This window comes from Pseudomonas sp. TS_SC_3, from assembly GCF_056156225.1.
The window spans coordinates 2,063,701-2,083,784 of sequence record NZ_CM149586.1; the positions used below are offsets into that span (position 1 = coordinate 2,063,701).

Below are 20,084 nucleotides of genomic sequence, written 5' to 3' on the forward strand. Positions count from 1 at the left end.
TTTTGCTTAATCGAGTCGCGAATTAACGCGTGCCACGGCGACGCAGTGCAGCAGGCTTGAAATAACCGTCATCCGGCACAGCCTGGCTGAAGTCGATGGTGCTTGGCTCTTCGTTATCCAAGTTCTGCACGTGGTAACGGCGCGCCTGCAGGTCGTGGAAGGTATCCAGCGCAGACCACGTGGTCGGCAGGTCGTAGTAGTTTTTCAGGTAGGCAATCGAGACGCGCCACAGCTCGCCACGACCGTCGTACTGATCAACCACTGCCGCTTGCCAGCTGTCCTCATCAAGGAACAGGGTACGTTTTGAGTAGATGTGGCGCGCGCTTGACTTCAACGTGCCCTCAACCACCCACACACGGTGCAATTCGTTGCGCGTCATGGCTGGGTTCAGGTGACCCACTTGTAACAGGTCCTTGTACTTAACGTCTGGGCTGGTGACTTTGTAGCTGTTGTAGGGAATGTAGATTTCCTTCTTGCCCACCAGCTTCCAGTCATAACGATCTGGCGAGCCGTTGATCATGTCGGTGTCGTCTGCAGTGCGCAAGCCATCAGCCGCCGCGATCGGGGTGTCATAAGCCAGGTTTGGCGCACGGCGCACGCGACGTTGACCGGCGTTATAACCCCACGCCTGACGTGGCTCTTTTACCTGATCCAGAGTTTCGTGTACCAGTACTGCACCGCCAGCCAAACGCGCCGGGCTCTTGGTGAAGGACAGGTAGTAGAACATGATGTTGTTCAGGTCAGCTGCCGTCCCTTTTGGGTCGTAGAACTTGAACATGGCTTCCTGCTGCGAGGTCACCAGCGAGTAGCTGCCATTACGCTGCACGGCCACTTCCGATGCGCGACGCACAATGTAGGTACCACGGTAGCGTGCGATGTGGTTCCACAGCGCTTCAACGCCATTTTGTGGAATAGGGAACGGGATGCCGCCGTAGGCGTCGGAGAAGCCGTTACCGCCATCGAGCAACTTGGCGGTGCTGGCGTTCTTGATGGTGTTGTCATACACCCACTGCGGCGCCGAACCGGAACGACGGGTCTGGTAGACCGGCATCTGGTAGCTATTGGGGTAGGTGTTGAACATCGCAACCTGACCTGGGGTCAGGTTGTCTTTGTATTGGTCCAAGTTGGCTTTGGTGATGGTGAACAACGGCTTGTCATCAGCAAAAGGATCAACGTGGTGCTGGCCAGGCTTGGTGTAACCGGCCGGGGCTTTAGTAATACCGCCAGTCCACTCAGGAATGGTACCGGCTGCGTTACCGGCTTTTTCTGCACCAAACGGGGTGAGGCTTGCGCCCAACTTGGCCACCTCTGCAGGCGAAACTGCAGCCAGCGCGCTGCCTGCGGACAAGGCCAGCGCAATAGCAGCCCCTATCAGCGTGTGCTTTTTCAGCATCTTAATTCTCCGTGAAATAAGTCATCAACCGAGCGCCCGTGGGCACTCGGTATTTTCCAGTTATGTTTAGAAGGAGTACTTGACGTTGACGCCGACATTATCGCGGTCGCGGCTGCCGTTGTTCTGACCACCGCCGAAGAACTCGGTATACGCCAGTTCAGCCTCCAAGCTATTCAGGTAGCTGGCTTTTACACCAAGGGTATACGCCTTGCGCCCTTCGATGAAGTTACCGGTCTGATGCGAATTACCCTCGAAGTCGTCCTTGTACACAGCATAAGGAGAAACGTTCACGCCAGCGTATACGTCGTTCCAAGTACCCGAGAGTACCAAGGTATACCCATAGGCATTCTTGTTAACTTGATCATCGCGATCCGCACCACTGATATAGGAGCTATTCCCGCGGCCAGCATAGTAGCGAAGTTCACCTTCGTAATCCGTGTATTTCAGATCACTACCACGCAAATGCTCGGACGCCAACTCAGCAATACCGAAAAGAGAATCAAAACTCAAGACTGGGCCAAAGTTATGGATCGCGCCCAAGGAGGTATTGAAGGCCTCTACGCGTTCATTATTATGCAACTGTCCACCCATGGACAGTTCCTGACCAGCAACATTGATTTTTTGGCCAAGAGCGAAACGAGTAGCCTGCCCAAGGAACTGCCCTAGAGCATCGTTAGTGGCTGCAATGCCAATTGGCATATTCGGGCGATAAGCAACTTCACCAAACACTGAGGTCTCGTTAACAGTGGTGTTAAAACTGAAACCGTACATCCGAATATCTTCTGCGTATTCGCGACGCGCCTGGATCTGATTACCAAGATCTATCGCCAACAGACCGCCTGCAGTAGTTGCACTACCTCCCACCCCTGGCGAAGCCAAAATCTGCCCATACTCAGCGAGTGTAATACCATCATAGGCGCTATTTACATCTGCATAGATATAAGGCTCTTTGGAGTGGTAGTTGACAAAGTAAGCACCGAACTCCGTCGAATTTAACTCTTCGGCGATATATTTGAAGTTAACACCATACTGACCATCGTTTTTTGCATTTATATCACTACCAATTTCTGCAACCTTAAATGCATTGGCATTGGCATATTTACTGCCTCTCAAACCAGTAAGAGGATTTTGGGAGGCAAGGCCATAAACCGTCCCACCCCCAAGTAAAGGATTAGGCGTCAACAACCCGGCCAATGCGCCACTCTCGTTGTAAGCCGTATTACCGCCATCGGCAAATAGATCAGTTTCAGAAAAGAAAGTCCCAACCGGGTCAATAGCACTTTCTTTCCAGTTGAACTGGTAAAAAGTCTCCATCGACAGGTTATCGCTCAGGCCGAGGTTAAAGCTCAGTGCCTCGACTGGCACTAGTACTTCTTTCAGTTCTGAACCCGGCAGACGAAACTTAGCCGCGTCCAGAGGATTGGTGGTGTTGATACCACCGCGATAAAACAAGCCTTCGCCCCAGTTAAACACCTGCTTACCAATACGCCCAGTGACCGGCATATCCGCAATATCCCAATTACCATATAGGTAGGCATCAAGAATTTGTGCGCCACGGCCGGCCTTATGGCGAGTCTCATAAGTAAAGCTGTTGTCGCGCGGAAAGCTCTGGCTTGGCTGCGAGGGGTTGTTCTGGCTCAGATAATCGTTGCGTTTATCCATGATCTGGGTGTCATAGAACGCTGTACCACGGACAAAAACGCCGTAGTTCTGATAGCGCGCTTCCATGTCAGTGGTGATCTTGAACACTTCAGAAACTAGGCCGGTATCGAAGTTACGGTTACCGTCGTTGGTGTTGATGTCGTTGTTAGTCTTGTCCTGACCCTGTACGCGCCAGAGTTGACCGTAGGACACGGTTGAGTCGATGGAGCCGGTGATTTCATTGTCGGCGAAGCTGAATTCCACAGCTTGGGCATGGGCGGCCACCAGCAAAGGAAGAATGCCAACAAAAGCAAAACCTGCCTTGGCAGGCGCAAAACGCAATACGGGCTTACGGGACTTAAATTCCATCGAAACGCTTCTCCGTGTACGGATCATCTTTTTTGCACCCCAACTGCCGGGGTACGTTATGGCCGTACTGATGACGACCTTACATGTTGATTGGAGGGCAACCCCAACGCGCTTACACGCACCTCACTGCTGGCATGCACCATGACGAGGTCAAATCCGCTTAGCATCTGCAACCATGGTGCCAATTCAAACAAGCGTATAAAAAATAACCTGATGCATAACTAGCACCGACAAACCGTAACCTGACTGATCATCCAGCAAACAAATGACGAATGACAAAACCGTATTTAGCTTATTTTGTCCTACGATCTGGCGCATTCTGCCACTCACCCTCCAGATAGAGCGGCCAGACGCTTCAAGCTATTCAGCTGAGGTCAAGCTGAACAGCCAATAAAAACCACATAGGCTTATCTTGTACTTGGGCAGGTAACAAAAAAGTGTTACCTGCCCTGAGCGAGTAACACTTTTCTGTGATTAATGAGGCCTGAATGAAAACCTGCGGATCTATGCATTGCACATAGATCCGCTGCATAGGTCTTAAGTATTACGACAGTGGTTCAAAAAGCAGACCAGCGACTGGCGCAGACCTTTATGTGGGGTGCTGACACCCCACCCTGTTACGGCGCTGCTACTAATCCGCCAGGCTCTTGCTCACCACTTCATAGACGTCACTGGACAACTCCCCCGAGGCCAGAATGCGCTGCAATTCAGCTTTCATCTGAGCCTGACGGGCGCTGCCATATTTAGCCCAACGGGTCAGTGGAGCCAACAGCCGCGAAGCGATCTGCGGGTTGAGGGCATTCAGGGTGATCACCTGATCGGCCAGGAAGCGGTAGCCACTGCCATCGGCCTGATGGAAGCCCTGTAGGTTTTGCCCGGCAAATGCACCGATCAAGGCACGCACCTTGTTCGGGTTTTTCAGGGTAAATGCCGGGTGTTGCATCAACTGCTCAACACGCTGTAGCGCACCCGGCAAGGCGCAAGCTGCTTGCACGCTGAACCACTGATCCATGACCAGTGGGTTGTCTTTGAAGAAATCAGCAAAGCTGGTCAAAGCAACGGCCTTTTCGACCTCAAACGGCGAGTTGACCAGCACGGCCAAGGCCGCCAGGCGCTCGGTCATGTTGTCCGCGTTCTCGAACTGCTCCAAACACGCCGCCAACACCTCGGCTTGACCACTGAGCATCAGATAGGACAGCGCGATGTTCTGCAGACTGCGCCGGGCAAAATGCTCCGCTGCCGCCACATACGTACTGGTACGGGAAACCTCACGGTTGCGCTGATAACGCTGCCACAGCAGATCAAACAGCGCATCCGACAGTTGCTGACGGGCGAACTCTCGCGCCGCGTGGATCGCCTCAACGTCGGCCACCACGCTGATTTCAGTCAGATACGCCTCCCCTGGGAGGGAAAGCATTTCGGCGACCATGGCCTGATCCAGCGAGTCATCCGCCAACAGGCTACGGAAAGCCTCAACCAAGCGCGGGTCGAGCAGTAGCGGCTCGCCACGTTGATGCTGACCGATCAAGTCTTGCAGCACCTGCACGGCCAGTTGCTGCCCCGCTTCCCAGCGGTTAAAGCCATCACTGTCGTGTTGCATCAGGAACATCAGTTGATCGCGACTGTAGGGGAAGCTCAGTTTGACCGGCGCGGAAAAGCCACGCAGCAGGGACGGTAGCGGTTGCTCTGCCAGATTGACAAAGGTGAACGCCTGCTCGGCCTCGGTCACCTGCAGTACACGAGCAGTTCCTACTGCGGCATCTTCACCGACTAACTGCAGGCCCAGCTCACGGCCTTGTACATCAAGCAGCGCCAGCTCAACGGGAATCACGAAAGGCAGCTTCTCCGCCTGCCCCGGCGTGGCGGGGCAACTTTGACGGAAGTGCAGGCGATAGCTGTTGGCAGCGGCGTCGTAGCTTTCACTGACTTCCAGACGCGGCGTGCCGGCCTGGCTGTACCAGCGCTTGAACTGGGTCAGGTCGATGCCATTGGCCTCTTCCATCGCGCGAATAAAGTCATCACAGGTCACGGCCTGGCCATCATGTCGCGCAAAATACAGGTCGCTGCCTTTGCGGAAGCCCTCAGCACCGACCAAGGTACGGATCATGCGCACCACTTCCGAGCCCTTTTCATAAATCGTCAGGGTGTAGAAGTTGGAGATTTCCATGTACGCATCCGGGCGAACCGGGTGGGCCATTGGGCCGGCATCTTCGGCGAATTGATGAGTACGCAGGTAGGCTACGTCTTCAATACGCTTAACCGTGCGCGAGTGCATGTCAGCACTGAACTCGGCATCGCGGAATACGGTAAAGCCTTCTTTCAACGACAGCTGGAACCAGTCACGGCAGGTCAAGCGGTTGCCCGACCAGTTGTGGAAATACTCGTGGGCCACCACAGCCTCAACGCGCTGGTGGGCGGCGTCGGTCGCTGTTTCGGCGCGGGCCAGTACGCAGCTGGAGTTGAAGATATTCAGGCCCTTGTTTTCCATGGCGCCCATGTTGAAGTCGTTGACCGCGACGATCATAAAGATGTCGAGGTCGTATTCACGGCCGTAGACCTCTTCATCCCACTTCATGGATTTTTTCAGGCTGTCCATGGCGTGCTGGCATTTGTCGATATTTTCCGGCTCGACATAAATGCGCAGCGCCACGTCGCGTTTGCTCATGGTGGTGAAGCTGTCTTCGACACACCAGAGATCACCGGCGACCAGGGCAAACAGGTAGGCCGGTTTCATAAACGGGTCTTCCCAGGTCGCCCAGTGACGACCGCCTTCCTCGCTGCCGCTGGCAATCGGGTTGCCGTTGGAGAGCAGCACCGGGTAGCGGTGCTGCTCCGCGCTCAGGGTGGTGGTGAATTTACTCATCACGTCCGGGCGGTCGAGGTAATAGGTGATCTTGCGAAAGCCCTCCGCCTCGCACTGGGTGCAGAACATGCCACTGGACTTGTACAGCCCTTCCAGCGCGGTGTTGCTCTCCGGGTGGATGCGCACGCTGCTGTCAATCACAAAGCTAGTGCTAGTGGGCTGCAGGATCAGGTGGCTGTCCGTTAGCTGGTAATCGTCCGCAGTCAACTCGCGGTCGTCGAGCGCCACACTGAGCAGCTCAAGCTGCTGACCGTCCAACACCAGCGGCGGCATGCGGGCTTCCGACAGACCGCTGCCGGCAGCCGGGTTGCGGCGCATCACAAGTTGCGCGTGCACCAGGGTGTGGTCCTCGAACAACTCGAAGGTCAGGTGCGTTTCATCGATCAGATAATCCGGGGCCTGGTAGTCCTTGAGGTGGATCATCTTCGGCTGTTCGGTGCGCATGGCTTGTGGCCCTTTGTTTGCGGCGCGCGGGCGCCGGGTTCGCGAATAAGTAACTCAGGCGGCCAGTTCGTGGACGGCCAGCTGATAAGCGGTGTATTTGCGGATATTGATCACGCCGGTGTCGAACATCAGGTACTGGCCCTTGATGCCCAGCAACGTGCCCTCGGCCAGCGGGTTCTTATCCAGATTGAAGCTGGTGATCTTGGCCGGATAAGCCTCAATCGGGTAGGCAATCTGCACCACGGCTTGATCGCTGAGCGGCTGAATGGCTTGGATGCCAAAGCGCTGCTGCAACTCGGTAAGCCCGCTGCTGCAATGGGCAAACAACTGCTCGCGCACGGCGAGCAGATCAGCCGGCGCAGCATCACCCTTGAGCAGCGCGCGCCAGTTGGTTTTATCCGCCACCTGGCTGCGCAGCAGGTCTTCGACAAACCCGGACTGCTGACGGGTGGCGACGCGCAGAATCGGCAGTGCCTGGGTCGCACCTTGGTCGATCCAGCGCGTCGGGATCTGCGTGGCGCGGGTGATACCGACTTTCACGCCACTGGAATTGGCCAGGTAGACCACGTGATCGGTCATGCAAAACTGCTCGCCCCAGCTCGGCTCGCGGCAGGTGCCGGCCTCATAGTGGCAGCGCTCCGGGCTCATGATGCAGATGTCGCACTGGGCCAGCTTTTGCATACAGGGGTAGCAATAGCCCTGGCTGTAGCTGCTCTTGGTTTTGCGCCCGCAATGGCTGCAATGGATGGCCCCCAAGAACTCCAAGCGCAGAGCCTTACCGATCAGCGGATTAACCGGTAACAGCTCATCACCCAGGCGAAAACTGTACTGCACCGGCGCGCCCAACTGCGCCGCCATTTTGCTCAGGGCACCACGGCCTAGCTCATTCATCAATGCAGGGTATCCGAGGACTTGAACAACAGGTTGGGAACCGGCGCAGACTTGGAGCTGCATTCCTGCGGCCCCATGTAACCGATGCGCTCTTCTTCCGGCAGGTTTTGGAGTTCCCAGGCAATCAGGGCTTGCAAGGTCAGCTCCTTCTGCTCCTGAGTCAGCTTGCGGCCATCGGGCCATTTGCCGATTTCGACGGCCAGCTTGAGGCTTTGATAAATCTCAGGGGTGATGTTTTCAATCGCTTCGATAAAGGACGACATAGCGCCTCCAAATGCAAAGTGGCAGTTTACCAGCCTGTTGATTAACTAACTGCGTTGGCGACGTGCCAGCACACCGCCCAGCAGCCCGCTCAGGCAACCGGCCAGCAGGCCGCCGACGTGGGCGGCATTGGCAATAGCACCGAATTGCAGCAACTCAAAAATACCCGTCATGCAGATCAGCAACCACGCCAGCATCATCACCAGCACACCGGGCGGTAGTCGATAAGCATTGCAGGGCGCCATACGTTGGAAAATCCAGCAATGCCCCAGCAAACCATAAAGTACCCCGGACAAGCCGCCAAACACCGACGGGCCGGCATACAGGTATTGCGCAAAGTTGGCTGCCAAACTGAATAACAGCGTCAGCCAGAGCAGCATCCACGGCCCTTGTCGCGCCTCAATTCGTCGCCCCAGCTCCCAATACCACAGGGTATTCATGGCCAGATGAAGCATGCCGAAGTGAACCAGCATCGGCGTCAGCAGCCGCCACCACTGGCCGCTGGCCAAGGTTTCGGTGAGGTAACTGAAGTAGATGTAGTCGCCCTGGAGGCGGTAATCAACAAAGCTCAGCCAGCTCACCGTCGTCAGGTTATCGCCCAACAAGGTGATGGCCGCGACAATAAACGTCAGCAGTAGAACAGCTGAGGTCATGCGGCTGGCGCGCACTTGCTGGATAAACCCAGAGGAACTATTGGTCGCGCACTGAGGTGGTTCAAGGGCCGCGGCAGCATCACCTTGCGGGTAGCGCGCATAGAGCGCACTCACCTGCTCCGCTATCTGCTCGTCGGGCACCCAAAGCACCTGCTCGCCCGCTTCTTCCGACACCCGATGCGGCACCTGCAGGCGCTGCAATAAGGTGATAAAGCCGCGCAAATCAACCTGTTCAGGCAGACGCATCGCCGCTACTGCACTCATGGTCGTGCCTCCGGGCTTTCAACATCGACCCAAACGAACTTGCTGGCATCCAGACGCGCTTCCTGATCGAGTCGATACGCCACCAGTTTGCCATTCAATACCGCGCTGTAATCCAGGCAGGCCAAGTTGCTGCGAATCGGCGCGGGCTTGCCGCTGCGCCAATAGTGGCCAACAAACAGCAGCGGCTGATCAGCGCCGTATTTAAGCAGTTCAGTTTTCTGCATCTCGCTGAGCGGCATCTGCGCTGCCAGCTCCGGCAATGCATCGGGCTGGAAGACGATATCGCCGTAGGTTTGTGGGTCTTCTTCCCAGAACTTGGTGCGAAAGTGCGCGCGGGTAAAGCCGTCATCGCTGGTCAGGGTCATACCATGCGGCAGGCGCATGTCGGTGCCGCGCAGCAGGCGATCCAGCGCGGTATTGGCAAAACTGCCATGCACGGCAGCGGCTTGGAGAAAATGCTCGTCGATGCAGCCATCAGCAAACTGCGCGCGCAACGGCTCAATCAGGCTGTCGTCCCAGCAGGCATGCACCACGCGGAAACGCCCAGCATCGATAAATAGCGGCAGCTCGTAGAACCAGTCGAGGAATGCCTGCCACTCCGCTGGGTAAGCCTCGAACTGTTCCAGGGTTTCCTTGATCAGCCGGGCGTGCCGCGGCGTGTGCTCGCGAACAAACTGCCGACCGCTGCCAGGCGCGGCCGGCGTGCTCCAGGCCAGCGCATTGAATTCATGGTTACCCATAATGCACAGCGCCTGGCCGGCCACGACCATATCACGCACTAGGTGCAGCGCCTCACGGATGCGCGGACCACGGTCGACCAGGTCACCGAGGAAAATCACCATGCGCTGTGGGTGACGCCATACCCCCGCCTGCCGGCGATAGCCGAGGGTGCTGAGTAAATGCTCCAGGGTTTTCGCACAGCCGTGAATGTCGCCAATCAGGTCATAGCCGCGCGCGGGGTCGAGGTGCATTAGTCACCCCCGCCGAGCCGGCTACCCCAACCCAACTTGTTGCGGCAGACCTCATAGAAATTGTGATCAAGGGGGTGAATCAAGCGCAGCTTTTGTGGCCGTTTGGCCACGGTGATGGTGTCGCCCGGCGCACAGGTGAAATGATTCTGCCCGTCGCAAGACACCTGCGGATACAGCTGCAGATCCTTAGACACAACGATTTTCAGCTCGCTCTTGCCATCCACCACAATCGGCCGGCTGGACAAGGTGTGCGGGTACATCGGCACAATAACGATGGCGTCCAACTTGGGGTGCATGATCGGCCCGCCGGCAGACAGGGCATACGCGGTGGAGCCGGTCGGCGTCGCGACAATCAAGCCGTCTGCCTTTTGGCTGCAAACAAACTGACCGTCGATGTACAGCTCAAACTCGATCATCCGTGTCGATTTACCAGGGTGCAGCACCACGTCATTGAGCGCATCGCCCTGACCGATGGCCTCGCCATGACGACGCACCTCTGCTTCCAGCAGAAAGCGGTTTTCGGTCAGGTAATGCCCTTCGAGCACCTGAGCGACCTTCATTTCCAGTTCGTCGGGGCGAATATCGGTCAGAAACCCCAAGCTGCCGCGGTTAACGCCCAACACCGGCACCTTATGCCGCGCCAAAGCGCGTGCCGCGCCGAGCATGCTGCCATCACCGCCGACCACAATCACCAGGTCACACACCTCGCCGAGAATTTTCCGTGACGAGGTTTGCAGGCCATGGCCCGGTAACACTTCGGCGATGGTGTCCTCAAGAATCACATGCAAGTGTCGAGCAAGCAGAAACTTCTTCAGCCGGCGAATGGTGTCGAGAACTTGGGTACTGCCCAGTCGACCGATGATGCCGATATTACGAAATTGCTCCATGTTGCTCCCACAAGGCTCTGTATCTAGTGGTTCGGATTATGGGTGAAAGCCTATGGACGCGGCAAACCGCGAACCGGCACTGCGCTATGCTCGCACCATGATGCCCTTCCACTCACTCACCGAGCTGCCCTCGCACCTGCGCCAACCCGCTGTGCGAGACCTCGCCTGGACGCTGCTTTCACCACCGCTGCTGGCGCAGTCGCCGTGGCCACAACGTCATCCACTCAAAGCCTGCAACTGGAGCCAGCAACCCGAAAAACTGGCTGACTGGTTAATGGGCTTGGATGCCAACAGCCACGAGCTGCAGCAGTGGCTCAGCCAACGCTCGGTGCGCCGACTGGGCCTTTATTACGAGCGGCTCTGGCAATTTGCGCTGCATGCCGCGCCCGGTATCGAGGTGTTAGCCGCCAACCTGCCCATCCGCGAGCAGGGCCATACCTTGGGTGAGCTGGATATGCTGCTGCGTGATGAGGAAGGCGTGCATCATCTGGAGCTGGCCATCAAGCTGTACCTGGGCCAGCCGCGCTGCAGCGGCGCCGACCTCACGCACTGGCTCGGCCCAGGCAGCCGTGATCGGCTGGATATCAAACTGGCACACCTGGGCCAGCACCAACTGCCGCTGTCGGCCAATGTGCACGCCCAACACAGGCTGGCTGAACTGGATATTCACCGCCCTCAGGCAGCGTTGTGGCTCGCGGGCTATTTGTTCGCCCCCTGGCAGCACACCTATAGCGCACCGCAAGGCAGCAACCCAGCGCATTTGCGTGGCCGCTGGCTGCATCGCGCTGACTGGGCACACTTTGCCAGCCAAAACCCAGGCCATTGGCAGCCCTTGCAACGCCACGCGTGGCTGGCGCCTGCGCGTATTGAAGAGCAGCACGTGCTCACCCGCGAACAGCTCAGCCAGTGGCTCAACACCCTGCCGAGTGATGCCAACGCGCAACTGCTCGTACGCCTGATTGAAGGCCCAGAGAAAGACTGGCTAGAAGCCGAGCGGGTATTTTTGGTTAATGATCGCTGGCCTGCACAGCCGGATAGCTAGGCAGGAATGCTTACTGGCTGCGCTCGGTCCGGCCACCCGAACGGGCCAAATACCCCGAACCACTCTCACACAACAATGCATCACGCTGGATCGCCGGCAAGGCATCCACGCCCTCACGCAAGGCGTAAGCACTGTAGCCAAGCTGCGTAAGCAGAAACACCGCACTGGTACTGCGTTTGCCGCTGTCGCAGTAACACAGGTAAGTGCGCGCTTTATCCAGCAGACGAGCTTTAAGGCGCAACAGCTGCAGCGGCATGTTCAGCGATTGCAGTGCATGGGCGCGTTCGTATTCTTCCTGCAGGCGCACATCCAGCCACTGCGCGCCAGCGGCCAGCAATCTCGACGCCTCACCCAGCGACACTTCATTGACTACCGGCGCTTTGAGCAAGGCAAAGAAATCCTGACGATCCAGGCGCAATACAACCCCACCATCCAGCATGGTGACAGTGGCATTGCGTGGGCTGTCCGCCAGCAACGCTTCTTCACCAAAACACGCACCAATGTCGAGCTCGGCCAACACTTGCTGGGCGCTGCCGGCACCGCGAATCACTTCAGCCCGGCCATTTTTCAGAAAGTAGCAGCAGTCGCCCATATCGCCTTCCTGCAGCACGGTACTGCCAGCGGCCAATTCAACACGCTGCAAACGCTCGAGCATGGCGCGCACGTTAGAAGGTGGCACCTTGGCAAACAGCGGGTTTTCCAGCAAACGCTCCAGCCACTCAACCTCTTCATCACCCTGCCCCAACTCCAGCAACAGGTCCTGATAAGCCAAGCGCCAGGTGAGCAAACGGTTGAGGGTGGCGGTATCCAGCGCCAGCACACTGGCATCGGTCAGCGCGCGGGCTTCATGCAAACGCGGCAGGCTTGGCGATAGCGGATGGCAACTGGCCTCGCTGCCTGCCTGTAAGCGCTGCGCCTGCCCATCGGCCGATTGCAGCAGTAATTCGCCCGCCAGTAGGTAATAGGTCAGGCGTGCCTGATCCCCCGAACGAAACAGCAGCTGCCCTGCCAGCAACGGCTGCGGCACCAATTGCCCGCGCAGCTCGCGCCACTGCTGGTCAGACAGCACGTTGAGTGGCGTCAGGCTGCGTAACTGCTCGGGGTTAAGGGGTTCGCTCATGGAATATCAAGGCTCCGCGGGTGGAGTTCAGTGTAGCCACGTTAGATCCACGACGGCTGCAACAACGCCGCCGCACGGCCTTGCAAGCCGCCCGTGTGGACGAACACCAAACGGCTGCCGCGAGCAAAGTAACCGGCCGCCACCTGCTGGCGCAACGCCATTAAGGCCTTGGCGGTATAGACCGGCTCCAGCAGCACGCCGCTTTCGGCCTCTGCAGCGTGCATAAAGTTGAGTAAGTCGGCATCCACTTTGGCAAATCCGCCACGGCTGGCCTCATGCAACTGATAACGCCCGACTGGCACACCGGCCGCTTGCATAATCGCCTGCAGCTGTTGCTCAACACCATGGTCAGCCGGTACGGCCAGCGCCGCGTGCACCGGATGCGCCGCGGCTTCGCCCAACAGCAGGCCGGCCACAGTGGTGCCCGTGCCCGCCGCCACCCACCAGCCGTCGTAATCGCGCCAACCCAAGCCTGGCAACTGCTCTCGAACCTGCTGCACCAACCCCATGCAGCCCAAAGCACCGGGCAGCCCGCCGCCACCTTCAGGCAACGGATAAAACCCGGGATAGTGCGCCTGCCAAGGCAACCAAAAGTCGGCCGCATGCCGCGCGCGGTAGCCGGCATACCCCAGCCAATGCAGCTGCATGTCAAAGGCTTGCAGATCCGCCACAGTCGGCGTCTGCTGTGGATGACCACGCAAAAGCCCGACGGTCGGGAAATTGAAGCGTTTACCGGCAGCGGCCAGGGCATGCAGGTGATTGGAGTGCGCACCGCCCAGGCTGATGACACCGGATGCGCCACTGGCTTGCGCTGCACGCAGATGATGGGAAAGTTTGAACCACTTATTGCCGCTGATCAGCGGATCAATCAGGTCCAGGCGCAGCACCGCCAGTTCGACACCGGCCGCAACCGACCAGGCCAGCCGCAGGGGTTGCAAGGGCGCGCGCGGCGACCAGTCAGGCAGGACAACAGACAAGGTTAACTGACAGTCCGCAAGCGGCTACTGGCTTTGTGCCGGGCGCAACAATTGGATTCCGCCAGGGTGAAACGGCTGGGCGTATCAACCCGGTCAATTGGAATGGCACAACGCTCGCCACTGGGCAGCAGGGCCTCGCAACTCGGCTGCTGATAATGCGCTAACCACTGGCGGTACTGCTCTTCACTGACAAAGCATTTGGCGGCGGCAAAGGCCAGCGGATTGTCCTGGTAGGCCGCAATGTCCTGCAGCGCAATGGTCAGATGGCCGGCTCCGGGGTGATACACCACAAAAACCACACCGAGCTTGGCCAGGCGCTCAAGAATCTGATCCCCCCCTTGGCTGGCCAAGTCAGTGTAAGCACGCTTGAGACGATTAATTTCCTGCAGCGAGTGGGTGTCTTGCTCACTGCGATAGGCCAGTTCAACGTCGCGAATGGCTATCTGCTCTTTGTAATCGGCCACTGCCGAGGCAATTTTGGCCTGCATTTCACCTTCAAATTGCGCACGCAGGCTGTCGCTCTCGCTGCGACCATCGTGCTCCAGTGCACGCAGTTGCTCGGTCATCTCCTCACGAGCCGTTTGGAAACTCGCCGCCTGCGCCGCCAATTGCGCCTTCAGTACCGCGTTATGTTCTTGTTGCTGGCGCAGCGCCTGGTGCAAGCCGTGAAGTTGCGCCTGCAGATTCTTGCTCTGCTCCTCGCTGGCCAGCTTGAACTTGGCCAGCTCTTCCTCGTGTTGCTGGGTCAGGCTGCTGATGCGTAAACGCTGTTGTTTAATCAGCTGCGCGGCCTTCAGGCGCTGCGCCTGATCATCTTTGTGGCTGGCCTTGGCGCTGTCTTCTTGGGCGGAATCGGCCGCGTACCACTTATCCTCAGAGGCCATTTGCAGCCGCTCGGGTGCAACCGCCTGGCTGTGTTCATCTTCAACCAGTAAGCCAAGGCTATTGCGTTTGATCACATCACGTAGCAGGGCTAAGTCGTTATTACCCGGCGCCAAACTGGGGTCCCACAGGTGCATCTGGTGCCAAGACACCGGACACTGGCTGCGGCAGGCCAGGCGAATCGGCCCAGCGCCGAGGTCAGGCCCGCGCCCGGCACGCTCGGCCAATGCCTGCAAAGGGATATTCCAACCGGAGTCCGGCGCACCCTTTTCGTCGAAGTCCAAGTAGAAAAACACCAGTGCCTTGATCAGCAAACGCGGGTTGATGGATACGTAAGCCACACGCATTTGTTGGTCGGCGAACTCTGGCATATTCACCACGCCATCGAGCAGGGCCTCGAACTCGGGGAAAAACATCTGCTTACAGATGCCGCCGCGCTCACTGAAGAACAGTACGGCCTCAACCATTTTCGGCTTGTTCTGCATGCTCATGGGTTGTCCTCTAGGCCGAAACGGGCGTTGCGCCCGGCGTGTGGCGTATCGCGCTAGGGTGCGCAAAACTGGCGCACAGGGCAAGACTGCCAACATTCTGGCGGGTTAAGCAAGGCCTAGCTGTCAGACGCCCTACCTGTGTGCGGGCAAGTCTAGGGGAAAAGACAACCCCAGCAATGTGACTGGGTTGGCAGTCGTCCGGCCAGCGCGTGATTAATGCTGACAGACAGAGCAAAACTGTGATGGGTTTGGTGCAACCTACGGCATCAGCTCAACGCCCCGCCGCTTGTTTTACAGCGACCGAGCCCACGGGTAAAAGAGCTGGAGCAGGCGCTCAGCCTTTCGCCGCTGCCAACAAAGGCGCCAGTCGCCGCCCCATTTCATCGCCCAGGGCTTGCAAGCCGCTCATGGGGCGAATCATCACTTCGAACTCAACAATCTTGCCGGCCTCATCAAAGCGAATCATGTCGATGCCCTTTAGCTCGCGTTCGGCCACCTTGGCGCTGAATTCCAGCACCACACTGAGGCCATCGGCACTGGCCAACTCACGGTGGTAAGTAAAGTCGGCAAACACCTGACTCACGGTGTTGAGAATCAGCGACACCACAGGCGCCCCCACGTAAGGCTTGAAAGCCATGGGCGAACGGAATATGGCCTGCAGGTGCAGCAGTTCTGGCAGCTGGCCGAGGTCGTTTTTCTGCATCAAAGCATGCCACTGCGCGAGTGTGGCGGCCGCTGCAGGGTTGAGTAATGAATGGCTGGACATGGGCGTCTCCTTATTGTTTTAGACCACATGCAAAACGCCCCGCACTAGGCGGGGCGTTGCTTGTCAGAGTTCGGCAGCGAGGCGCGAGCCCTGATTGATCGCACGTTTCGCATCCAGCTCACTGGCTACATCGGCGCCGCCAATCAAATGCACATGTTGCCCAGCCGCAACCAGATCATCCTGCAGCTCGCGCAACGGGTCCTGCCCAGCACACACAATGATGGTATCGACCGGCAGCAGCTGTGGCTCGCCCTCACCGATGCGGATGTGCAAACCAGCATCGTCAACCTTGAGGTATTCGACCGCGTTGAGCATCTGCACATTCTTGTTCTTCAAACCGGTACGGTGAATCCAGCCGGTGGTTTTGCCCAGGCCGTCGCCGACTTTAGATTTTTTGCGCTGTAGCAGAAACACTTCACGCGCGGCCGGGTGCGGATGCGCCTGAATACCTGCCACACCGCCACGGGCCTCAAGCGAAGCATCGATCCCCCACTCTTTCCAGAATGCATCGCGATTGAGGCTGGTCGCCTCGCCCTGATGGGTAATGAACTCGGAGACGTCAAAACCAATACCACCAGCCCCGATCACCGCAACCTTCTGGCCGACCGGTTTACGCTGCAGGATGGCGTCCAGGTAGCTGATCACCTTGGCATGCTCGATACCCGGAATAGCCGGGGTGCGCGGTGCGATGCCGGTGGCCAGAATAATTTCGTCGTAGCCACCCTTGACCAGATCGTCAGCTGATACGCGGGTATTCAGACGCAGATCGACACCTGTGGTTTCCAGCTTGCGCTTGAAGTAACGCAGGGTTTCAAAGAACTCTTCTTTGCCCGGCACACGCTTGGCCACGTTGAACTGGCCGCCAATCTCGCTGCCCGAATCGAACAAGGTCACGCTGTGGCCACGCTCCGCCGCAACCGTGGCCGCAGACAGCCCAGCGGGTCCCGCGCCCACGACCGCAATCGTCTTCACCGTGGTAGTCGGGATGTAGTTCAGCTCGGTCTCGTGGCAGGCACGCGGGTTGACCAGGCAGCTGGTCAGCTTGCCGCCGAAGGTGTGATCCAAACAGGCCTGGTTACAGCCGATGCAGGTGTTGATTTCATCACTGCGGCCTTCTGCGGCCTTGTTAACGAACTCCGGATCAGCCAGGAACGGCCGCGCCATCGACACCATGTCGGCGTCGCCTTCGGCCAGTACCTGCTCGGCGATTTCCGGGGTATTGATGCGGTTGGTAGTGATCAGCGGAATGCCGACTTCGCCACGCAATTTGGCGGTAACTTTAGTGAACGCTGCCCGCGGCACCTTGGTGGCAATGGTCGGGATACGCGCTTCGTGCCAGCCGATACCGGTGTTGATCAGGGTTGCGCCCGCCTTCTCAATGGCCTTGGCCAGCAGCACGATTTCATCCCAGGTGCTGCCACCCTCAACCAGATCAAGCATCGACAGGCGATAGATGATGATGAAGTTCGGGCCAACGGCCTCACGCACACGGCTCACGATTTCCACCGGCAAGCGCATGCGGTTTTCGTAACAGCCGCCCCAACGGTCGGTGCGGTGGTTGGTATGCGCGGCAAGGAACTGGTTAATGAAATAACCTTCCGAGCCCATGATCTCCACGCCGTCGTATTCAGCTTGCTGAGCCAACACGGAGCAGTTGATAAAGTCCTGGATCTGCTTCTCGATGCCTTCCTCGTCCAGCTCTTTGGGCTTGAACGGGTTAATTGGTGCCTGAATCGCGCTCGGCGCCACCGATTTCGGGCTGTAGGCGTAGCGGCCAGCGTGGAGGATCTGCATGCAGATCTTGCCGTCCGCCTCATGCACTGCACGGGTAACGATCTTGTGCTTTTCCGCTTCTTCAGGAGTACTCAGCTTGGCTGCACCGGAGTACACACCGCCCTCTTCGTTCGGGCCAATGCCGCCGGTGACCATCAAGCCAACACCACCACGAGCACGCTCAGCGAAATAGGCCGCCATGCGCTCAAAACCACCTGGCTTTTCTTCCAGCCCGGTGTGCATCGACCCCATCAGGGTGCGGTTCTTAAGCGTGGTGAAGCCCAAATCAAGCGGGGCCAGCAAGTGCGGGTAGTGAGCAGTCATGAAAATCTCCACATCGAACAAAGGCATTACACGGATGCCGCAACCTCTTAATGGGTCGCGGTCGATATGGTCTAGACGATAATCAGCCAAGCCCAACGCCTCAATGACTTAAAGTAACAACCTACTGATCATAAAGTGCAGCAAGGCTTGGCAAACGCTGAGTGTCTACCTACCCTGACGACCTCTGTCAAAGCTCTGCACCAGCAAAAACTGAGCGCAAACCGGATTACGTCGTGATGATAAAAAATACGCGGGTCAAACTCGGCGATCTGTCGGTCGGTTTTGTCGGCAGCTTGGCGGACGCCATGCGCTGCTGCAGCCAAGACCCACAACCGCTGCTCGATAGCTACGGCCTGGATGCGGCGCGCCTGGCCGAGCCACGCGCACGGCTGTCGATCCCGCGCTATATGCGCTTAGGCCATGCCGCAATTGAGCAATGTTCGCAGCCAGCACTCGGGCTGCTCATGGGTAAGACCAGCCGCCTGAGCCAACTGGGCCTGGCGGGTGTTACGGCGATGCAAGCACCAACAGTGCGCGAAGCCGCGCGCGCACTGACCCGCTTTGAGCCCTTATATGCCGCCAACTACCGCGGCCAGTCCAGCCTGCACGAAGACGCACGCGGGGCCTGGCTGCGCTTCTACTCAATCAGCCCCTATAACGCCTACAACCGCTTTGTTGTCGACTCGGTACTGGCAAGTTGGGCACAGCATCTGGGGGCACTGGCGCAGCAACGGTTGCCTGTAGAAAAAGTACAGATCGAATTCCCCGCACCCGAGTACGCGGCGCAGTACGGCGAGTTGTTTGCCGGCCCGGTGGAGTTTGCCTGCGCGCATAACCAGCTGCGGTTGAATCAACAGAGCCTAAACCTGCGTAACCCCGAACATTGCCCGAGCACTTGGCGACATTTGCTGGAAATTTGTGAACAAGAACTGCAGCAACTGACCCGCACACGCAACCTGCGCGAACGCATTACGCAGTTGCTCGGCCCGCTACTGCATGGCCGCGAGCCAGATCTGGCCGAAGTGGCGGCGCGCCTCCAGCTGCCAACCTGGACCCTGCGGCGCAAGCTGGCCGAGGAAGGCACGCAGTTTCGCAGCATCCTCAACGACACTCGCCGCGACCTGGCCATGGCTTACATTCGCGACACCGAATTGGCATTCGGGGAAATCGCCTACCTGCTGGGCTTTGCTTCAGCCGAAGCCTTCCAACGCGCATTTAAACGCTGGAAGCAGCAAACCCCAGGGGATTATCGCCGCGAACAACGGCGGGCGCTGTGACAGCCTTAAAACAGATCAGAGCTCGGTCGCGTCTTCATCACGCTCCGGCACATCCTGTTCGGTGGCGCGGGCTTCCAGCAGCTCTTCTTGATAGTCATCCATTGTTTGTTCCCCCACTCGATAGGTCAGTGACTGCTCATTGCCTTTACAAAGAGCATGCCAATCAGGCTAGAGGAGATCGATGAAGGCAAGATGACAGAGTGTCGCACAAGCAGATTCAGGCCAATCACGGGAAATTACAGGCCATAAAAAATGGCTGGGAGCCATTTGTAACGTCGCGCAGCGACGGCCCGAAGGGTGGCCACCATGGATGACAGGCAATAAAAAACCCGCTGATATCGCTATCAGCGGGCTTCCTATATGGCGCAGCGGACGGGACTCGAACCCGCGACCCCCGGCGTGACAGGCCGGTATTCTAACCGACTGAACTACCGCTGCATGTCGGTGGACTTTCGTCCGTACAACTCTTGCTTCATCTGATGAGCTGCTTTTTAGGGCTTTTCATCTCAACCTGAAGCGACTCAGGTTGGAAAATGTGGCGCAGCGGACGGGACTCGAACCCGCGACCCCCGGCGTGACAGGCCGGTATTCTAACCGACTGAACTACCGCTGCGCGTCGGTGGACTTTCGTCCGGTTTCACAAGAGTGGTGGGTGATGACGGGATCGAACCGCCGACCCGCTGCTTGTAAGGCAGCTGCTCTCCCAGCTGAGCTAATCACCCGCTGCTTGTGAGGCGCGAAATTTACGCAAGGGCCGCACCTAAGTCAATACCCCGCCTCAAGTTTTTCTAAAAA

The 20,084-nt window shown here is 58.0% G+C and carries 15 protein-coding genes and 3 tRNA genes; 2 read left to right on the top strand and 16 right to left on the bottom strand.

Annotated features, from left to right (window positions below; genetic code table 11):
* Positions 1-22 precede the first annotated feature (22 nt).
* The 8 genes from AC0J6G_RS10025 to AC0J6G_RS10060 form a co-directional block, all read right to left on the bottom strand.
* Positions 23-1,393 carry a DUF1329 domain-containing protein gene (locus AC0J6G_RS10025; protein WP_475247346.1) on the bottom strand — a complete coding sequence of 457 codons (1,371 nt, stop codon included), beginning with the start codon at positions 1,391-1,393 and terminating at the stop codon, positions 23-25.
* 66 nt (positions 1,394-1,459) lie between these two features.
* Positions 1,460-3,403, bottom strand: coding sequence for a DUF1302 domain-containing protein (locus tag AC0J6G_RS10030; RefSeq protein ID WP_475247348.1), 1,944 nt, complete (start codon positions 3,401-3,403; stop codon positions 1,460-1,462).
* Positions 3,404-4,034: 631 nt separating this feature from the next.
* Positions 4,035-6,710, bottom strand: a complete 2,676-nt coding sequence (gene pepN / locus AC0J6G_RS10035; protein ID WP_475247350.1) for an aminopeptidase N — start codon at positions 6,708-6,710, stop codon at positions 4,035-4,037.
* 54 nt (positions 6,711-6,764) lie between these two features.
* A complete protein-coding gene (locus AC0J6G_RS10040) occupies positions 6,765-7,601 on the bottom strand; it encodes a DUF2797 domain-containing protein (protein ID WP_475247352.1) in 837 nt (278 codons plus the stop codon).
* Positions 7,601-7,864, bottom strand: a complete 264-nt coding sequence (locus tag AC0J6G_RS10045; protein ID WP_475247354.1) for a YeaC family protein — start codon at positions 7,862-7,864, stop codon at positions 7,601-7,603. The genes AC0J6G_RS10040 and AC0J6G_RS10045 overlap by 1 nt, the downstream gene beginning before the upstream one ends.
* Positions 7,865-7,909: 45 nt before the next feature.
* Positions 7,910-8,779, bottom strand: coding sequence for a rhomboid family intramembrane serine protease (locus tag AC0J6G_RS10050; protein WP_475247356.1), 870 nt, complete (start codon positions 8,777-8,779; stop codon positions 7,910-7,912).
* Entirely contained in the window at positions 8,776-9,750 is a 975-nt protein-coding gene (locus AC0J6G_RS10055) for a metallophosphoesterase (RefSeq protein ID WP_475247357.1), read from the bottom strand. The genes AC0J6G_RS10050 and AC0J6G_RS10055 overlap by 4 nt, the downstream gene beginning before the upstream one ends.
* The gene (locus AC0J6G_RS10060; RefSeq protein WP_475247359.1) at positions 9,750-10,637 is read right to left on the bottom strand and encodes an NAD(+) kinase; all 888 of its coding nucleotides are present in this window, start codon (positions 10,635-10,637) and stop codon (positions 9,750-9,752) included. The genes AC0J6G_RS10055 and AC0J6G_RS10060 overlap by 1 nt, the downstream gene beginning before the upstream one ends.
* Positions 10,638-10,734: 97 nt before the next feature.
* On the opposite strand from AC0J6G_RS10060, the gene AC0J6G_RS10065 reads away from it, so the two are divergent.
* Positions 10,735-11,679 carry a DUF1853 family protein gene (locus tag AC0J6G_RS10065; RefSeq protein ID WP_475253677.1) on the top strand — a complete coding sequence of 315 codons (945 nt, stop codon included), beginning with the start codon at positions 10,735-10,737 and terminating at the stop codon, positions 11,677-11,679.
* Positions 11,680-11,689: 10 nt separating this feature from the next.
* Here AC0J6G_RS10065 and AC0J6G_RS10070 read toward each other — a convergent pair whose 3' ends face one another.
* The 5 genes from AC0J6G_RS10070 to AC0J6G_RS10090 all read right to left on the bottom strand — a co-directional run bounded on the left by AC0J6G_RS10070 (position 11,690) and on the right by AC0J6G_RS10090 (position 18,012).
* On the bottom strand, positions 11,690-12,799 hold the full coding sequence (locus tag AC0J6G_RS10070; protein ID WP_475247361.1) for a cyclic nucleotide-binding domain-containing protein: 1,110 nt from the start codon (positions 12,797-12,799) through the stop codon (positions 11,690-11,692).
* 41 nt (positions 12,800-12,840) lie between these two features.
* Positions 12,841-13,776 carry a 1-aminocyclopropane-1-carboxylate deaminase/D-cysteine desulfhydrase gene (locus tag AC0J6G_RS10075; protein WP_475247363.1) on the bottom strand — a complete coding sequence of 312 codons (936 nt, stop codon included), beginning with the start codon at positions 13,774-13,776 and terminating at the stop codon, positions 12,841-12,843.
* Positions 13,777-13,778: 2 nt separating this feature from the next.
* Positions 13,779-15,149 (bottom strand): chromosome partitioning protein ParA, encoded by a 1,371-nt coding sequence (locus AC0J6G_RS10080; protein WP_475247365.1) that lies wholly within the window; start codon positions 15,147-15,149, stop codon positions 13,779-13,781.
* Between the two features lie 334 nt (positions 15,150-15,483).
* Positions 15,484-15,915: a nuclear transport factor 2-like protein gene (locus AC0J6G_RS10085; RefSeq protein WP_475247367.1), complete on the bottom strand. Its 432-nt coding sequence runs from the start codon at positions 15,913-15,915 to the stop codon at positions 15,484-15,486.
* A 63-nt stretch (positions 15,916-15,978) separates the two neighbouring features.
* The gene (locus AC0J6G_RS10090) at positions 15,979-18,012 is read right to left on the bottom strand and encodes an oxidoreductase (RefSeq protein WP_475247369.1); all 2,034 of its coding nucleotides are present in this window, start codon (positions 18,010-18,012) and stop codon (positions 15,979-15,981) included.
* A 236-nt stretch (positions 18,013-18,248) separates the two neighbouring features.
* Between AC0J6G_RS10090 and AC0J6G_RS10095 the strand changes: the two genes are divergently transcribed.
* Complete coding sequence (locus AC0J6G_RS10095; protein WP_475253679.1) at positions 18,249-19,289, top strand: AraC family transcriptional regulator; 1,041 nt, start codon at positions 18,249-18,251, stop codon at positions 19,287-19,289.
* Positions 19,290-19,650: 361 nt separating this feature from the next.
* Here AC0J6G_RS10095 and AC0J6G_RS10100 read toward each other — a convergent pair.
* From AC0J6G_RS10100 to AC0J6G_RS10110, 3 genes are all read right to left on the bottom strand, one after another.
* Positions 19,651-19,727, bottom strand: a tRNA-Asp gene (locus AC0J6G_RS10100).
* Positions 19,728-19,825: 98 nt separating this feature from the next.
* Positions 19,826-19,902, bottom strand: a tRNA-Asp gene (locus AC0J6G_RS10105).
* Positions 19,903-19,935: 33 nt separating this feature from the next.
* A tRNA-Val gene (locus AC0J6G_RS10110) sits at positions 19,936-20,011 on the bottom strand.
* Between the last annotated feature and the right edge of the window lie 73 nt (positions 20,012-20,084).